This is a genomic window from Hyphomicrobium sp. (assembly GCF_019744875.1).
Lineage (GTDB): Bacteria > Pseudomonadota > Alphaproteobacteria > Rhizobiales > Hyphomicrobiaceae > Hyphomicrobium_C.
In genome coordinates this window covers 1-14,488 of the sequence record NZ_JAIETU010000021.1, presented here as the reverse complement: position 1 = coordinate 14,488, position 14,488 = coordinate 1, and the positions used below count along the sequence as shown (strand labels likewise).

The following is a 14,488-nucleotide window of genomic DNA, read 5'->3' as shown; positions in this document are numbered from 1 at the left end:
GGCGAGATCAAGCAGGAAGGTCGGGCGCGCGATTTCCAGATCGCCGCCGCCCTCCGCGCGGATAAACCACTTGTCCGACTTGGCGTTGTATTTGACGTAAGGCCTGATGATGCCGGAAGCGCCGATATTGAGTGCCATTGTTCGTCTCCTTGAGCGTTGAGCCTTGAGCGGTTGAGGGTTCAGAACCCGAAGACATCCCGGCCAGCCGCGCGAACGGATGGGTCCGACCAGTAGAAACTGTCGAAGTCCGGGACGATGAGACCCGCGAGCTCGCGGGCGTCATGGGAGAGGGCGAGGAAGCGCCCGAGTGAGAGGGCGATCAGCCGAAGCGCCGCGAGGTGCGCGCGCACATCATCGCCCGACATTTCGAGAACCTGGACCTGCCGCCCATCGCCCTTGGCCGGAGCGGGCTTGGCGTAGGCAAAGCGCATCCCGAAGTTGCCGTGGGCAGTGGCGTAGACCGCGCCCTGGCGCCCGTGGCTCGCGCCGATCACCGAAGGCAACCGTTCGGTGGTCTTGAGATCGACGATCAGTCCGTGGGCCGAGAAGCGCCAATCGACGAAGCCGATCACTGGAACGGCGATATCGTCCAGGCGGATTTCAACCTTGCCCTGATAGCCATCGGCATCGGGCAACCCATATTGCCGAAGTTCGGCCAGCGCGCCGCGCACATAGCCCGGCAGTTTCTTGCGTTCCTCGTCGCGGCGCGGATCGGGATTGAGCGCGGTTTCGCGATCGAAGGCGCTTTCCGCTTCCGCGATGCAGGCCTCAACGGGAAGCGCTGGATCGTGCAGGCCGATATTGACGCCCGCCTCGACTGCTTTGCCGCGCGCGGCGGGAATGCCCGAGGGCGAGCGCCGCCCAAGTAGGCGTTCCATGATCCAGAGCGCAGGTTCCGCCGCCCAGAGATTGAGGGACGAGGCGGAGAGATGGCCGATGCCATGCCGTTCGAAGGGGTTGCTCATCGCACGCCCCCACGGATCAGGATCTCGGCGCCGCGTTCGATCAGGTCGGACGGGGTTTCGAGGAATTCGACATCCTCGTCGCGGAACGCCACGCCGAGTTTCAGTTCGACATCGCCGACGAAATCCAGCCGGGCGATCGGATCGATCTGCCACAGGCGATCTTCAGCGGAAGGGTGTTCGCCGAAGCGCTCATAGAAGGCGGAGCGGACGGCATTGGTGGCGAGCGCGCGGGCTTCGAGGCGCTCGGCAATCATCAGGGGCGCGATCATCGGGCGGACCCCGGGCGCTTCGAGACCACCGGCCCGCGCTCTTGGGCGATCATCCATTCGCGGAAAGCATCAGCGCGATAGAAGACGCGGCGGCCGATCCGAACGAGCGGCGGGCCGATCCGGCGGGTTTGCCAGCGTTGCAGTGTTGCCGCCGAGATCCCCAGCGCTTCGGCGACCTCGCGCCGACCCATCCAACCCTGCATCAGGGCGCCGGAGGCATCCCCGTTTCGTTGCGCGTTAACTTGATCGTCCATGCCCATTTCCCTGCGCTCTTGCGGTTCTGATGACCGCAAAGGGACCACGGCGGGCCGGCGTCAGGCAGGGTTGAAACGGGCGCAAACTGGGCGGAAACAATAGGGCACGGGCACAAAGTCGGGCCGATTACGGGCGGAAACACGGGCATAAACAAGCGCAAGCGTGTTTTGGCCGCTTCAGTCCGCCGTCGGAGGCTGCGCGGACGTTGCCGTCAATCCACAACGCAAAAGCGCGGCCGCCGAAAAATCGACTCGACTCCGGAGCAGAAAGAACATATCAAGAACTTACTGTTGACCAATCGGGTTATGAAAGGAGACGGAGATGGTTCTGGCCATCGCATATCCAAGCACCGCGGCGGGCGATCCCCATCGCTTGAGCGCTAAGGCAATCGCGAGCATCGCCAGCGATATCCGCAGCCGCCTGTTCGGGATTCAGCCAAGGCCGGTCGATGTGTCGGCGCTGATCGCGAAGACGGTGCGCCTTGCCGTCAACGGCAAGCCGATCACCCTTTCCTGGGGCCTTGATCGACCGATCCACGACGAGAACGGCCACGAGGCGCTCGGCGTTTGCGAGAACGATCCCGAACTGCCCGACACCGTGATGATCAGCGTCAACGCCAGCCTGCTTGCCCATCAGCCGGAGGTGATTCGGTCGACCGCCGCGCACGAGTTTGCGCACGCCATCTTCGACATGCCGGCGGCGATGGGCGGCAATATCCGGCGGACGTTCCGAACATCGGTTGCGCCCGCCATCGCCAGGCCCGGCGCGCCGATTGATTGGGTCGAATGGCGGGCCGACGAGTTCATGGGCGCATTTCTGGTTCCGGCCGACAAGCTGGCGCGTGTGCTGCCGAAGCACGCAAGCGCCCTTGATCTGCCGTTCCGCTGGCGCGCGACGCCCGATGGCCGCTCCGTTCCCTTCGTCGATCTCGATCCGAGCGAAGGCACACTCGGCCTGCTGGTCGATGACCTCGCCGAAGCCTTCGGCGTGACCGCCGCCTTCATGTCGGTGCGGTTGGCGAAGGGCGGTTTCATCGGGCGGAGCTTTGAAACCAGGAGTGCGATCTGATGGCCTTCGGTCAAACCGTCCGCTTTCACCGCAATGACAAGGGCTTCGGCCTGAACGAGTTTGCCGAGCGCTTGGGCGTCTCGCCCGCGTATTGGAGCCGTGTCGAGCGCGAACAGGAAAACCCGCCGCGCGACGATCTCGTCGAGCGCGTCGCCGCCATCCTTGAAGTGAAGCTCGACGATCTCTTCTGCGAGGCAGGGCGCCTGCCGCCCGATCTTCGCGGCGATATCAAAGCCGTGGTCACGCTCTATCGACGCAGCCGCGACACAAGGAATTCCAGCAGCAAATGATGAAAATGAACCACTGACGAGTTCGATCCGATGCCAGCACCGCCCCGTTCCTTCCTGACCGTTACCGACACTGCGATCCGCTGGCAGGTTCCCGCCCTCGACATCGCGGGCTGGGCGATCGACGGCGAGATCGCACTTTCGGCCGTGCTGCCGACGGTCGAGACGACCGACAAGCAGATCGCCTCCGGGATCGTGGAGATCGACGGCGCGGACGTGGTCGCCTTGTTCCGGCGTGACGGCGCATCGCGCAAGCCGGCGCTGGTGCGGCGCTTCCGCCGTTCGAAGAAGACGGAGTGGGAGTGGATTGCGCGCCCGGTCGACGGTGTCGCCGTCAACTCCGCCGACGTGATCATCCTGCGCAAGGAGTTTGAGCGTTGCGAGCGCGCCTGGGGATTGTTCGACGCGGGTGCGGCCGAGAGCGGCCCGAAGGCATCAACACAAGCAAGGCGCGCCGCCGGGCCGGGCGCGCCGCCCAAGCACGATTGGGACGCCTTCGCAGGAGCCATCGCCCGGCGCGTGCATGATCACGGCATGCCGGTCAGCCAGGGCGAGCTGGTGCGCGATATGATGGATTGGTTTGCGGGCCGGGAAGACTTCCCGCCACCGGACGAGCGGACGGTGCGGCGGAAGGTGTCGGCGATCTGGAGGGAGCTGGCATCTAGCAGTCACCAGTAACAAGCGGTCGGGTTGCCACTTCGCCCTAAGGCCGATGCTTCCTTTCTCAAAAGCGCGATTAGAGGACTGAGAATGGATCACACATGATAATAGTGACCAAACAATAAGTGGGGGAGATGGTGGTAGATACTCTGAACATACCTGAATGGACATACTATGCCGATAAGGGCGGTCTCGACCCACTCGGCATGCAGAACAGCAGTGTGGCCCTCTATCAGCGCCTCATTCCCGGCATCGGTAACGTGACGCTGCGCATGCGCTACTACGGTCTCTATCCGTGGCTGGTGCGCCACTACCTACAATCAAACGGCAGCACCGATCCAGAGGTTTGGCGTATGTTCCTACGCCGTGCGGAAGCCCTCTACGCCCTGATCGCGCACCAGGCCGGCGGCGAGTTCGGTGTTGCGGGAACGTTGTGGGCCATCCGCGCGGTGACCGCCGCGAAGGCGGGAGGTGGGTTAATCCCTATCGACTTCGCTGCAGCCGCCGCGCCGGAATCGGATGATCACTATTTCGCCCAGAGCTGGGGCGTCTTTGGGCTAGCCTATCAAAGCCAGCTTTATGAGATCGGCGTTCTATCGCGTGGCGAAGGCCACGGCATCCCGCTCCCCAGCAAGGAGTCGGGCGTGGCGCTCGCTGAAGGTTTTGAATCGGCCATGGGCGAAGCGGCGCAACTTTTCAAAGATGTGCATGCACGCGGGCTCGTGACGCTCACCGAATTGGATGCGTTGAATTCATTTGCGCCGTCGCAGATTGCCTTTAACAGCGCGGAGCGGGATGTCTATCAGCGCGTGCTGTTTAGAAAGTCTGCTGATGAGGATGCGCCAGGGTCATTTCGGACACAGACGCTGCTCCTTGTGCTTAAGGTTGCGGAGATACTCGGCAGCCCTCCAGATCCCGAGGAACTCCGTTGGGCTTTTTATGCGGGACAGACCCATGATGGAGTTCGTCTCGAACTTGCCGATACAGCTTTGATTGCGCACTGCGAACGCTGGCGCATCTATCAGGCCAATGATCTTTGCCATGTCGCGCTCGAAACGCTTTTGCGATTTGTTCTTGATACGTTGGGCGCGGAACCGGCGGGTATTCCTCCGCGGCAGCTGCTGGAGCAACTTGTTGCAGATATGCGGGTGGCTTCCGGTGCAGCTCCGAAGAGCTGGCGGGCGTTACTTGACGGAATCGAGCTTGCAGACAATGCAAGCGACCGAGCCCGGCCGGAAAGCGAGTGGTCGCTGGCTGACGACATTATGCGAACAGCCCGTCGCGCCAATGGCTTTGTAGACGGTGAAACGGCATTCAAGGCCATTCTGCTCTTGGCGGCCTTGCACAAGCGCAGTCTAAAGGAGGCCTGGCCACTCGAAACGGAATTGGGGCCGCTTACCAATGACGCGTTCCACTCCTTGCTGAGCGAACGAGCATTCCTGCAACAATATGAGAACCAAGGGTTCTGGGAGCTAGTCGCCCGGCTTGTCGAGGAGCGTGTGGTCCGGCGCCATCTTGCCGTCGCGATGCGTAAACTGCGCCAGCAGAAAGACTACACATTCCTCATTGAATCGCAGAATGGCCGGTTGCGACGGCGGAAGCAGGATGGTCCCGTCTACACCAATCCGCGCCTTCAGCCGGCGATCACATTCCTAAAGGACATCCATGTCCTTGGAGGGCAAGGCCTCACATCCTACGGCGTTGAGGCTTTAGCCGTCGCATGAAGCTTTACGAGAAATATTCCGAAGGAGGTTATCACTCCAGCATCGCTTCGACCTTCAATGTCGACTTCGACGCCTACGAAACGATTGTCCTTTCTAGGCTTCGCGGCGCGGGATGCCGCAACAATCTCCTGCTCTGCGACAGTCGGATGGTGACGGCCTCTCTTGACGGAGCCTTCCGGCTGCCGCGCTACGCTGGCCGCCTCTATTCGGTCTCAGGCGCGCAGGGGGAACGCGCTGGCGGCGTCTTCCATCCGAAACTGCTTGTTCAACTTGGGCGCCGGAAAGGACGGTTGCTTATAGGGTCGGCCAACCTGACCGCCAGTGGGATCGCAGGCAACCTCGAGATCGTCAGCGAGCTCCGAGCAACGGCTGAACCGAGTGGCGAGCAAAGGATTCTGCGCCAGGCATTTGATTATCTGCTCCGGCATCTCGACCAAGGCGATCCAGCAGTGGAGGCGCAGTTGGAATTTCTGCGGCGGCGAACCCCTTGGCTATCCGAAACGGAGTCTGCCCTGGGAGCCGTCTCACTGACCGACGGAACGCTGGCTGCTTTCCTCGCGAGCGGCGCTGGCGCTGCGTTGGCCGATCGTTTCATCGGTCTCGTCGATGAACCCATCCACCGCCTGTTCGTCGTCAGCCCATACTGGGACGAGCAACTCGCCGCGCTTCAGTATCTGACGTCTGCGTGGAAGCCCGCGGAGGTTTCCGCGCTGATCGATAAGGAAGTGACCGCATTCCCGACAGTGCCTTCTGGGCTTTCGCCGATGTTACGCCTCTATGATCGCGGCAAGGCATTCAAATCGCGGTTCATCCACGCGAAGATGATCATCGCCCAGGGCGCAAACGCGGACCATGTCCTGTTTGGCAGTGCCAATTGCACCGTGGCGGCGCTCGGTGCTGGCACCATACCCGGTATCAATGCGGAGGCATCGCTCTATCGTCGTCTCCCGCCAGGCTCGGCGCTGACCGAGCTTGATCTGGCCGATGTGTTTTCGAGCGAACCGCTTTCGATCGCCGATATTCCTTCCCGCGAGCTTCCCGAAGACGAGATCGAACTTGAGCGACTCGCGTCGGCGAATCCGGGCGAGTTCCGAATCCTGGGCGATCAACTCAGTTGGTGTCCGTCGCCCAACTACGCCAATGTCGCTTGCGATCTGGCCTTGCAAGATCAGCGAGGCGAGGAAGTCATTGTAGAACTTGTGCCGCTTCAGAGCGATGGCCCTGTGCGGAGATATCGCCTGGGCGCGCCGGTGCGGGATGCTGCGCCGGTCTTCGCCATCGCAAAGCGACCGCACGAGCAATGGTCCTCGCCGGCCATCATTACCTATCCGCAGGACATCCAAATCGCTTCGCGTGAACGAGGGCTTCGCCAGCTGGAGCAGGCGCTGACCGGCTTGGAGGACACCTCCGTCGCTTCGTTGCAAACGCTGGAAATCTTTGACCTCCTTCAGCGACTGGATCAGGCCGACCAAGCCGAGGAGGGAGCCGCATTTGTACCGCGCACGCGCCGCGAGGCTAAAGATGCCGGCGGAACCTACCACGTCTTGACCTATGAGGAGTTCTTGAATTCTCGGCGGGACGCTGGCGTTGCACCGGGAAAGAGCCTTCACACCACCCTTGCTGGTAGTTCGCATTTCAGCGTCCGCAGCGTTCTGAACCGACTACTGGGCGCGTCAGAGACGGTGCTGGAGGTGGAGGATGAAGACTCGAGCGTTCACGAGCTCACGCAAAGTGATGAAGCGTCTGATCCTGCCGATCCAGATTCTGGCAAGAGCCCACCATTCGCTGGCGGCACGATGACCGAGCCATTAGAGCCGACGCCGTCTTTGAGGGAAATCGAGCTGGCGCAAAGTCGAAACCGCCGAGCGGAGTGCGATCGCCTGCTAAATGCGGTTTCGCAGTTCCAGATGCGTCTCAAGGACAAGCAGCAGGCTGGAAGCATCGATACGATAGAAATGCTGCGCGTCCGCCTGATGCTGATGATTGTTTGCCAGGCCGCTTATTCGACAGACGCCAAAGCGGTGAAGCGGCTCCCGCCCGACAAGGTTTTGGCCGCTGATGATAAACGAAACGGCTGGACCGATATCGTCGGCCGTCTGATCTTCGCGCTGATCCACGGGGCGAACTCGCCGCTCCGGCAACTCTACTTTCAGAACGTCAACGGCCAAGTGCCGGTTGATCTGCTGGAGTGCTGGGCGACGTGTTATTGGTGTGCACAGGCCTGCTTCGCGGCACCGGTATCGGCAGCGCAGCGGCAGCATCTGGAGAAATACCTCCGCCCGCACATCGTTGCGCTGTATCAGCTGACGCTGCCGTCTCGCGCCGAACTTCTCGGCGAAACAGTGCTAGACATTATGGATCGCATGACTTCGGTTTACGGTCCGGCGATGGGAGTTGGATCTGTCGCCGAAGCACATCGAGCGTCTGTGAAAGCCGCGATTTCGTGAGCTGAGATGACCGCCTTCGTATGATGAGAGCTCACAAAGCTCCGACCTGCACCAGCTTTGGCTTCGCTCGCAGCATATCGCCGACCTGCTCGAGCCCAGCGCGAAGGGGATCGTCGAGCAGGTGGGCATAGCGCTGGGTGGTCTGAACCTGCGTGTGGCCGAGGAGCTTGCCGATCATCGGCAGCGTCATTCCGCCCGAAACGAGCAGCGACGCGAAGGTGTGGCGCAGATCGTGGATGCGGACGGCGGGCAGTTCGGCCTTCGCCCGGACATCTTCCCAGAACCGCTTGATGTCCTGAAGCGGCTTACCTTCGGCATCGCCCGGAAACACCCATTCGCAATCTTCCGGTACGCGCAGCCGGATCGTGCGAAGCAACGCGGCGGCGGAAGCGCTGATCGGCGCGCGATGTAGGCGGCGCTGCTTCGTGGTAGCGGCAGGCTTGATCCAAACGGCGGCGTCCAGATCGAACTGATCCCAGCGCGCGTTCAGGACTTCGCCGCGCCGTGCGCCGGTGAGCAGGATCAGGCGCACCGCATCGGCAGCGCGCCGGTTCGGATGAGCATCAAGCGCGGTAGACAGCCGCCCGATTTCATCGGTTGAGAGATAGCGATCCCGGGGCGCTTCAGCATTCCGGGCGAAGCCTGCGGCGGGATTGTCGGTTCGGATGCGCCAGCGGACGCTCAAGTTGAACATCTTGCGCAGTATTTCGCCGAGGCGGTTCGCGCGCACCGGCGTGGGCTTGCGGCCTCGTTTACCCGGGGTGCCACCGGCGATCTGGCGCAGAAGCCGATCAACATCATCGGGCTGGACCTCTGCCGCCTTGCGTGGTCCCCAGGCCGGTTCGACCAGCTTGCGCAGCATCGACGCCTGATCGTGGCGGTTCCGCTTCGCGAGCTTCGACGCATGCTCTTCGAGATACCGGTCGATCAGTTGCCGCACGTTCGGCGACTCACGGGCCTCGTCCCGTTCAGCCATCGGATCGCGGCCCAGATCAATTTCGCGCTTGAGCCGCTTGGCCTCTTCCCGCGCGGCGGTGACAGACCAATCCGGCCATGCGCCGATGGTGAGGCGGCGCTCCCGCGCCTCGATCCGATAGGTGAGGATGAAAGCGCGAGTGCCGCCGCTGGTGATCCGGACACCGAAGCCGATAACCTCCTCGTCATAAACGATGATGTTCTTCTGCTTTGGCAGAAGCCCTTTCACGCTGCGTTCGGTGAGATGCGCCTTCATGCTTTCGACCCTTTCCGCAGCACTCAGCCGCGGTCATTTCCGGTCAGCAAGATGCTCTCTGCGGGTCTCCCTATGAATGGCGGGAACGGGTGCAATCAGGGCCGAAAGCCAACGGTGCGAAAATTGTGGAGCGGGCTTTCGGCCCGAACCCAACGTTCCGTGTCCGCACTGTGTCCGTCGCCTTCCGTGCCTCGAACGAATGTTCGCGCCGTGTTCCGCCGTCGAATGCGCGCGACGAAAAACGCTGCCGATCCGGTGAGCGCGCGTACTCGAATCGGACCTGATCGCGGCCGATGCCGAAATCCGAATGACATCAAACTGTTATGAAAGTTGTTGCGTTTGCGAACAGCGGCGCATACAAGCGCGGTTCTCAGTGACGCGGGGTGGAGCAGCCCGGTAGCTCGTCAGGCTCATAACCTGAAGGTCATCAGTTCAAATCTGGTCCCCGCAACCAAAATACCAAAGCTCATTCAACAGCTTATGCAAAGCCCCGCTTGGCTCTCGCCAGCGGGGCTTTTGCTTGTGTCCGCTACTCGTGTCCGTTTTTTAGGGCCATTCAGAAACACGAACGATGTTTCCCGGCATCGAGACAGACCGCCGCAAGGTCGGCCTTGCGCTGGATGCAGACCTGCGGGCTATAGTTGTCGTAACGCCGTAATCAATCGCGCTCAGGCGTCGCGCCGATTGGGCAGCTTGATCGCCCAACGGATCATGTCGGCAAGGATGGGGTAGATGTCGTTGTGCTTCGCGCCGAAGCGAAAAAGGTCGCCTTGGTAAGCACCGATATCCCGGTTCGCCGAACCAACAGCTTCCGGCAGGTACTCCTCTAAACCCTTCAGACCACTTTCCAGGCGCTGCGACTCGTCGAGCTCGTAGTAGCGCCACATTGGATTGGAGTGAGAGAAGTCCACTGACGTGAGCTCATGTAGAAATCGATCGTAGAGATCGTCAGCATCCTCGGGCCGGCGGTTGCTGAAGTTCAAATCGTAGGCGATCTTTGCGAGTGCCTTAAGCACCACCGGTTGGGCCGCCACGGTCTTCTCTTTTGCCCTATGCGACCCAAAATCGGGAATTTCAGCGATGCGGCTCCAAAGGTGGAAGACCTTGTCCTCCCTGGGCTCGATGACCGCCGGTGTGGCGCCAGCAATGTTGCCCTTGTTCAGGAAAGCTACAGCGTTGACCGCAACGATCTCTTTAAGGACCAAAGCCCCTTCATCATCAGACCAATCCTTCACTTCCGATTCGATAACGCTCATCCTGAGGTCGCCCGCAAGCTTACGCTTGATAAAGAGCGTGATCGGGTTGGAGCCGTCGAACTGGAAGGCAAGCGAAGGATCGACACGCTTGCCCAGTCGGTTGAGATCATGAAACAGCTGGCGTTCCTGCTCAATGTCGAGGCCGAGGTGGACTTCGATCGTGAGTGTCGCGTAGGAGCGTGCCGCCTCATAGGCTTCGTTCCACACGAGCATTTCGCCTTCCGTAACCGCCTTGCCCTTCTCCTGAAAAAGTACGGCTCCCTTCCCAGGGTAACGACCAGTCTGTCGGACCTGTTCAAGAAAAGTCATCACCAAGTCAGCCGCGTGTCGGCGATGCTGACCGTCAACGACCCACAGGATGTGACGCTCAGCAAGGAACACGCGGAAAGCGGCCGTCTCACCGGTCGACGTTTCCAGGCGAATGCCACGAATACCTCCTCCGCCGGTGCCCCCTGGGGGCACGTCACGGATATTGCAGACGAGAGGCTGCAACGAAAAGTACGGCTGTTCGCCAAGCTTCCGAAGAACCTCATCAAAGGCTTCAGGAACAGGCTTGCCTTGCGCGGCACGCCGAAGCTTAGCAGCCGAAACGAGGCCCTTCACCATGTATAGCGCGAGCTTCTTGGCATGACCTTCGTCGAGCGCACGCTGGGTGACTGGCCCGGCATCACGGTTGTTGGCCACAGCTGAAATGTCGGCAAACTTTCGGAAGGGCACTGACATCGTGAAAACACGATGGCCGAGATTGTGCCCGATGAAGACGTTGAACGGTGTCTCGTTCACATCCCCGGCGCTAGCGAGGGCATCGAGGCTGTCCAGCTCCTGTGGGGTCTGGAGAGGAATAGGCAGGCTGCCGATCTTGTTGTACATAACGTGTGTCCTTTGTTTCAGGTTTGCATCTGAGGCCTATGGCGGAAAGCTTGGTCGTTGACCGCCGTAGGTAAGGACTATAATGTCCCATGGAGCATTAATGTTTCAAGAACATTTGTTCCATGGGACAACATATTTTGTTCCCGGTCGTGCTGTCGATAGCGACCGTTGACGGCCAGTCGAGCATAGACTGCCGGAGCAGCTCTCGAAACGCCAAGAACATGGGGATCGTGCCTTCGGGGCAGCGGCGTGGTATCCGATCGTAGTGTCGGGGGGCGTCGATTCGTGGAAAAGCTTGCGCTCAGAAGGCTGACTGCTTCTGATCTCTCGTTTTTCGAGACGCATTTCCAATCTAAGCGTTACGGTGATCACCGTCAGAAGGGCATCAACCTCGACGTAGCGATCTTCGTCAACCAGCTCTATCCTTCAGCGCCGAAGCTTATGCCGGCCAAGCATCCAGTGCTCGTAACTTTCTTTGGTTCGGGCGCCATTCCTGCTTGGTCGCCGCCTTCGAACCTTCGGCCGATCATCTACAATAACGGAAAGAACTGGCGCCTCAACGGTGGCACAATTCCCGACGATCCCTCGCATCCCCTTCGCTTCGAGCAGCTTCAGCCGGGCGATCTGGCGCTGCTGCGGTTCCGGGGCGCCCCGCTTCCCCTTGAAGTCGACGTGTTTCTTTTTGCCGCTTCGGAGCCTGTCGACTTCGCCGCCGCTGCGATCTGGACAAACGCCGAGGCGGCCGCTGCATTCAAGTCGGCTGTTGCCGATTTGAACATTCCTCATGCCCGAAGTCGGAAACACCCGACTTCGGGTGCGGAGGCTGCGGCAGTGAGAAGCAGAACGGCCATGGGGCTAGCTTTTCCGGGGGAAAGCGTGTATATAGGAACGCAATACAAGGAGTTTCGGCATGGTTGATCTGGCCCAAAAGCGGGACGTGGCGGTTTCGATGCGTTTCCGGGACGACGATCTCGGCATCATCGACCGGGGCGCGACCTTACGCGGGCTTTCCCGAACGGAGTTCATGCGCCGGGCGGCGCTTCATGACGCCCAGATCGCCATTCTCAACGAGGCCGTGGTGCGGTTGGCGCCGGAGGCTTATCTGCAGTTCGTCGCCGCCATCGACGCGCCGGTTGCCGCGATCCCCGCCAAGATGCTTGAACGGCTTTCTCGGAAGGCACCGTGGGGTGAAGCGTCCAAGGGATGATTTCGCCGCCCGAACCTCTCAATGCCGATCACGATCTGGCAGCGTTCGATTGCGGTAAATCCGCCCTGAACGATTGGCTGCGCACCTATGCGCTTGCCAATCAGGCCAAAGGCTTCACCCGCGTGATGGTTATCCGGGAGAATACCCGCGTGATTGGCTTCTATGGCCTTGCACCAACGGCGGTTCCGCCATCGATCCTGTCCCGCAAGGTTCGCACAGGCCGACCGCCTGATCCGGTTCCCTGCATTCTGTTCGGTCAGCTTGCCGTCGATACTGATTATGCGGGCAAGGGTGTTGGCAGCGCACTTCTCCGGCACGCGCTGGAGCGTTGCGTTGCGGCGGCGGAGACAATCGGCGGGCGGGCGGTCATTGTTCGAGCGATCGACGGCGAGGCAGAGGAGTTCTGGAAGTCTTGCGGCTTCATGCCGTCGAGTTCAGATTCCTCAACACTGTTCCGGTCGATCGACAACATCGCCGCGTGGTTGGCTCAGAGCCGCCGGACAAACAATTGAAAGGCAAAGACCTTGAAATGAATGATGAGGAGCTCGAAAGGGCGCTGCAATCGGTCGGCAAGGCTTGTTTCATCAGGCATGTCTCGATCTTCACGGACATCCTAATCGATGATGGGACAGCTATTGAGCGGCTGAAGGCGGCATCCCATTGGTCCGAGGCAGGCTGCAAGATCCGAGTGTCGCATGCGCACAGAATTGTTCGTTCCGGCAAAACGAGGCTCGCTGTCGAGAAGATCGCCGGTTCACGGCTTTCAAGTGAGGATATTGCATTGGCGAGGCAATGGCTTTCATCCGAGATGCTTCGATCGGCTGAGGTGAAGCGATCGTGATCGCCACACCTTCATTGCGTCCGCCGTTAAGATCGGCCTTGGGTAGAGCGCGTCAGACAACAGCGCGCCCTGAACGTCGAGGTTCGAAACGGCTAGGCCGAGTTGTCCTTCGATGGCGGTCGCGGTGAATCCCGATGCCGCCTTGTAGGTGACGGCATCGAAGACGAGATCGCGATCGAAATCGGTAAAGCCCATCGACTTTCTTGCTATTTGACGCATTTTCATTCGAAAATGCTTTGGCCGTCGCGGCGATCCACGCGCTTGGCAAGCGGCACAACGTCGTGAGCCCGCCGGCAACGTGGGTTGCGAGCGCGGGAGGGAGAGTTTTCATTCGAGGACTTCCACGAGGACGATGTTGTTGACGATCTGCAAGTCCCAGGCGTTCGCCTGAACCGGCAGGTTGTCGGTGTCGAAGCGGACGGGAACATCGAACTGGAACGAGGCGGTCGGCGCTGATCCCGGCGCGGAGGCGAAGGTGATCCGGCCCGTCAGCGTATCGATTGCGGCGGGCGTAACCGGGCTTCCGGCAATCTTGACAGTAACCGATCCGGCAACCGGCTTGGTGATCGTGCGGACGTGCGGATTTTTTCCTGAAGAGACTTGGCCCGAACGGTTGGTGCGTTTGACGATCTGCCAGACCGTCGTCGTGATCTGCACCATCGCCTGATCGGCGGTGTCGTAGTCGTTCCAGTCCTTGAAGCGGCAAGTCTTTGAAAATGAAACCATAGGCCCGGCCTTTCACGACATGGAAGTGCGCGATCACCCAGTAGGTCGCGCTATCGCGCGACCGTCTCAGGGAAGAACGGTGCGCGGAACGCGCACCTATGCATGTCGGGCGCGGCTGCGGATGCCGGTCGAAATGTTCCAGCGGCCTCGGGCTTGCGACCAGTTGACGTTGCGCTGTCTGGGTGCTCCGGGCGCGCGAGACGGGCGTGCGGGCGGCCAAGCCTCGTGGCCAACCAAAGAGCTCGAAGCTGGACGCCCACCGCGAGACGATCCTGGCCTGGATCGACGAGAGGGACGACCTCACCATCGCCGAGATCAGGGAGCGGCTGGCGGCCGAGCGCCGGGTGAGCGCTGGCGTGGGCACGGTGTGGAGCTTCCTCGATCGCTGCGGCCTGACGTTCAAAAAAAGACCGCGCACGCCGCCGAACAGGATAGGCCGGACGTAAAGCAGGAGCGGGAAGCGTGGTTCGACGGTCAGCTCGACCTCGATCCGGCGCGCCTGATCTTCATCGACGAGACCTGGGCTTCGACCAACATGGCGCGGCGTTGCGGCCGGGCGATGAAGGGCGAGCGGCTGCGCCTTGCCAGTGCCGCAGGGTCTTGCTCACCATGTCGCGTGACACATGCAAATCCCGGCTGATCTCGCCGATCGCGCACTTTCAAAAAAATGACTCTCGCGCGA

At 60.9% G+C, this 14,488-nt stretch carries 17 protein-coding genes, 1 tRNA gene and 1 pseudogene; 12 read left to right on the top strand and 7 right to left on the bottom strand.

Annotated features, from left to right (window positions below):
* Positions 1–179 precede the first annotated feature (179 nt).
* Genes K2Y42_RS21050 through K2Y42_RS21040 form a run of 3 tightly spaced genes read right to left on the bottom strand, consistent with a single transcriptional unit; the run spans position 180 to position 1,488 of the window.
* Entirely contained in the window at positions 180–965 is a 786-nt protein-coding gene (locus tag K2Y42_RS21050; protein ID WP_291156703.1) for a hypothetical protein, read from the bottom strand.
* Positions 962–1,219 (bottom strand): hypothetical protein, encoded by a 258-nt coding sequence (locus tag K2Y42_RS21045; protein WP_291156701.1) that lies wholly within the window; start codon positions 1,217–1,219, stop codon positions 962–964. Before K2Y42_RS21045 ends, K2Y42_RS21050 begins: the two co-directional genes overlap by 4 nt.
* An 11-nt stretch (positions 1,220–1,230) precedes the next feature.
* Positions 1,231–1,488 carry a helix-turn-helix domain-containing protein gene (locus K2Y42_RS21040; protein ID WP_291156699.1) on the bottom strand — a complete coding sequence of 86 codons (258 nt, stop codon included), beginning with the start codon at positions 1,486–1,488 and terminating at the stop codon, positions 1,231–1,233.
* 322 nt (positions 1,489–1,810) lie between these two features.
* Here K2Y42_RS21040 and K2Y42_RS21035 point away from each other — a divergent pair, with 322 nt between their 5' ends.
* The 5 genes from K2Y42_RS21035 to K2Y42_RS21015 all read left to right on the top strand — a co-directional run bounded on the left by K2Y42_RS21035 (position 1,811) and on the right by K2Y42_RS21015 (position 7,675).
* Positions 1,811–2,557 (top strand): hypothetical protein, encoded by a 747-nt coding sequence (locus K2Y42_RS21035; protein ID WP_291156696.1) that lies wholly within the window; start codon positions 1,811–1,813, stop codon positions 2,555–2,557.
* Positions 2,557–2,847 (top strand): helix-turn-helix transcriptional regulator, encoded by a 291-nt coding sequence (locus tag K2Y42_RS21030; RefSeq protein ID WP_291156693.1) that lies wholly within the window; start codon positions 2,557–2,559, stop codon positions 2,845–2,847. Before K2Y42_RS21035 ends, K2Y42_RS21030 begins: the two co-directional genes overlap by 1 nt.
* A gap of 30 nt (positions 2,848–2,877) precedes the next feature.
* Entirely contained in the window at positions 2,878–3,522 is a 645-nt protein-coding gene (locus K2Y42_RS21025) for a hypothetical protein (protein ID WP_291156690.1), read from the top strand.
* Between the two features lie 116 nt (positions 3,523–3,638).
* Positions 3,639–5,228, top strand: a complete 1,590-nt coding sequence (locus K2Y42_RS21020) for a hypothetical protein (RefSeq protein WP_291156687.1) — start codon at positions 3,639–3,641, stop codon at positions 5,226–5,228.
* Complete coding sequence (locus K2Y42_RS21015; RefSeq protein WP_291156684.1) at positions 5,225–7,675, top strand: hypothetical protein; 2,451 nt, start codon at positions 5,225–5,227, stop codon at positions 7,673–7,675. Before K2Y42_RS21020 ends, K2Y42_RS21015 begins: the two co-directional genes overlap by 4 nt.
* A 31-nt stretch (positions 7,676–7,706) precedes the next feature.
* Here K2Y42_RS21015 and K2Y42_RS21010 read toward each other — a convergent pair whose 3' ends face one another.
* Positions 7,707–8,906 carry a site-specific integrase gene (locus tag K2Y42_RS21010; RefSeq protein WP_291156681.1) on the bottom strand — a complete coding sequence of 400 codons (1,200 nt, stop codon included), beginning with the start codon at positions 8,904–8,906 and terminating at the stop codon, positions 7,707–7,709.
* Between the two features lie 377 nt (positions 8,907–9,283).
* On the opposite strand from K2Y42_RS21010, the gene K2Y42_RS21005 reads away from it, so the two are divergent.
* Positions 9,284–9,360, top strand: a tRNA-Met gene (locus K2Y42_RS21005).
* Between the two features lie 214 nt (positions 9,361–9,574).
* Here K2Y42_RS21005 and K2Y42_RS21000 read toward each other — a convergent pair.
* On the bottom strand, positions 9,575–11,032 hold the full coding sequence (locus K2Y42_RS21000) for a DNA sulfur modification protein DndB (protein ID WP_291156679.1): 1,458 nt from the start codon (positions 11,030–11,032) through the stop codon (positions 9,575–9,577).
* Positions 11,033–11,317: 285 nt separating this feature from the next.
* Here K2Y42_RS21000 and K2Y42_RS20995 point away from each other — a divergent pair, with 285 nt between their 5' ends.
* Genes K2Y42_RS20995 through K2Y42_RS20980 form a run of 4 tightly spaced genes read left to right on the top strand, consistent with a single transcriptional unit; the run spans position 11,318 to position 13,080 of the window.
* Entirely contained in the window at positions 11,318–11,950 is a 633-nt protein-coding gene (locus tag K2Y42_RS20995) for a hypothetical protein (RefSeq protein ID WP_291156676.1), read from the top strand.
* Positions 11,943–12,239 (top strand): DUF1778 domain-containing protein, encoded by a 297-nt coding sequence (locus K2Y42_RS20990; RefSeq protein WP_291156673.1) that lies wholly within the window; start codon positions 11,943–11,945, stop codon positions 12,237–12,239. The genes K2Y42_RS20995 and K2Y42_RS20990 overlap by 8 nt, the downstream gene beginning before the upstream one ends.
* On the top strand, positions 12,236–12,751 hold the full coding sequence (locus tag K2Y42_RS20985) for a GNAT family N-acetyltransferase (protein ID WP_291156671.1): 516 nt from the start codon (positions 12,236–12,238) through the stop codon (positions 12,749–12,751). Before K2Y42_RS20990 ends, K2Y42_RS20985 begins: the two co-directional genes overlap by 4 nt.
* Positions 12,748–13,080: a hypothetical protein gene (locus K2Y42_RS20980; protein ID WP_291156669.1), complete on the top strand. Its 333-nt coding sequence runs from the start codon at positions 12,748–12,750 to the stop codon at positions 13,078–13,080. The genes K2Y42_RS20985 and K2Y42_RS20980 overlap by 4 nt, the downstream gene beginning before the upstream one ends.
* Here the strand turns inward: K2Y42_RS20980 and K2Y42_RS20975 are convergent.
* Both K2Y42_RS20975 and K2Y42_RS20970 read right to left on the bottom strand, forming a co-directional pair.
* The gene (locus K2Y42_RS20975; protein ID WP_291156667.1) at positions 13,039–13,275 is read right to left on the bottom strand and encodes a DUF2163 domain-containing protein; all 237 of its coding nucleotides are present in this window, start codon (positions 13,273–13,275) and stop codon (positions 13,039–13,041) included. The genes K2Y42_RS20980 and K2Y42_RS20975 overlap by 42 nt on opposite strands.
* A 132-nt stretch (positions 13,276–13,407) precedes the next feature.
* Entirely contained in the window at positions 13,408–13,806 is a 399-nt protein-coding gene (locus tag K2Y42_RS20970; protein WP_291156665.1) for a DUF2460 domain-containing protein, read from the bottom strand.
* Between the two features lie 206 nt (positions 13,807–14,012).
* On the opposite strand from K2Y42_RS20970, the gene K2Y42_RS20965 reads away from it, so the two are divergent.
* Both K2Y42_RS20965 and K2Y42_RS20960 read left to right on the top strand, forming a co-directional pair.
* Positions 14,013–14,252 carry a hypothetical protein gene (locus K2Y42_RS20965; protein ID WP_291156705.1) on the top strand — a complete coding sequence of 80 codons (240 nt, stop codon included), beginning with the start codon at positions 14,013–14,015 and terminating at the stop codon, positions 14,250–14,252.
* Positions 14,207–14,404, top strand: a pseudogene (locus K2Y42_RS20960) (IS630 family transposase); the annotation flags it as partial. The gene K2Y42_RS20965 and the pseudogene K2Y42_RS20960, both read left to right, overlap by 46 nt.
* Positions 14,405–14,488: the final 84 nt, after the last annotated feature.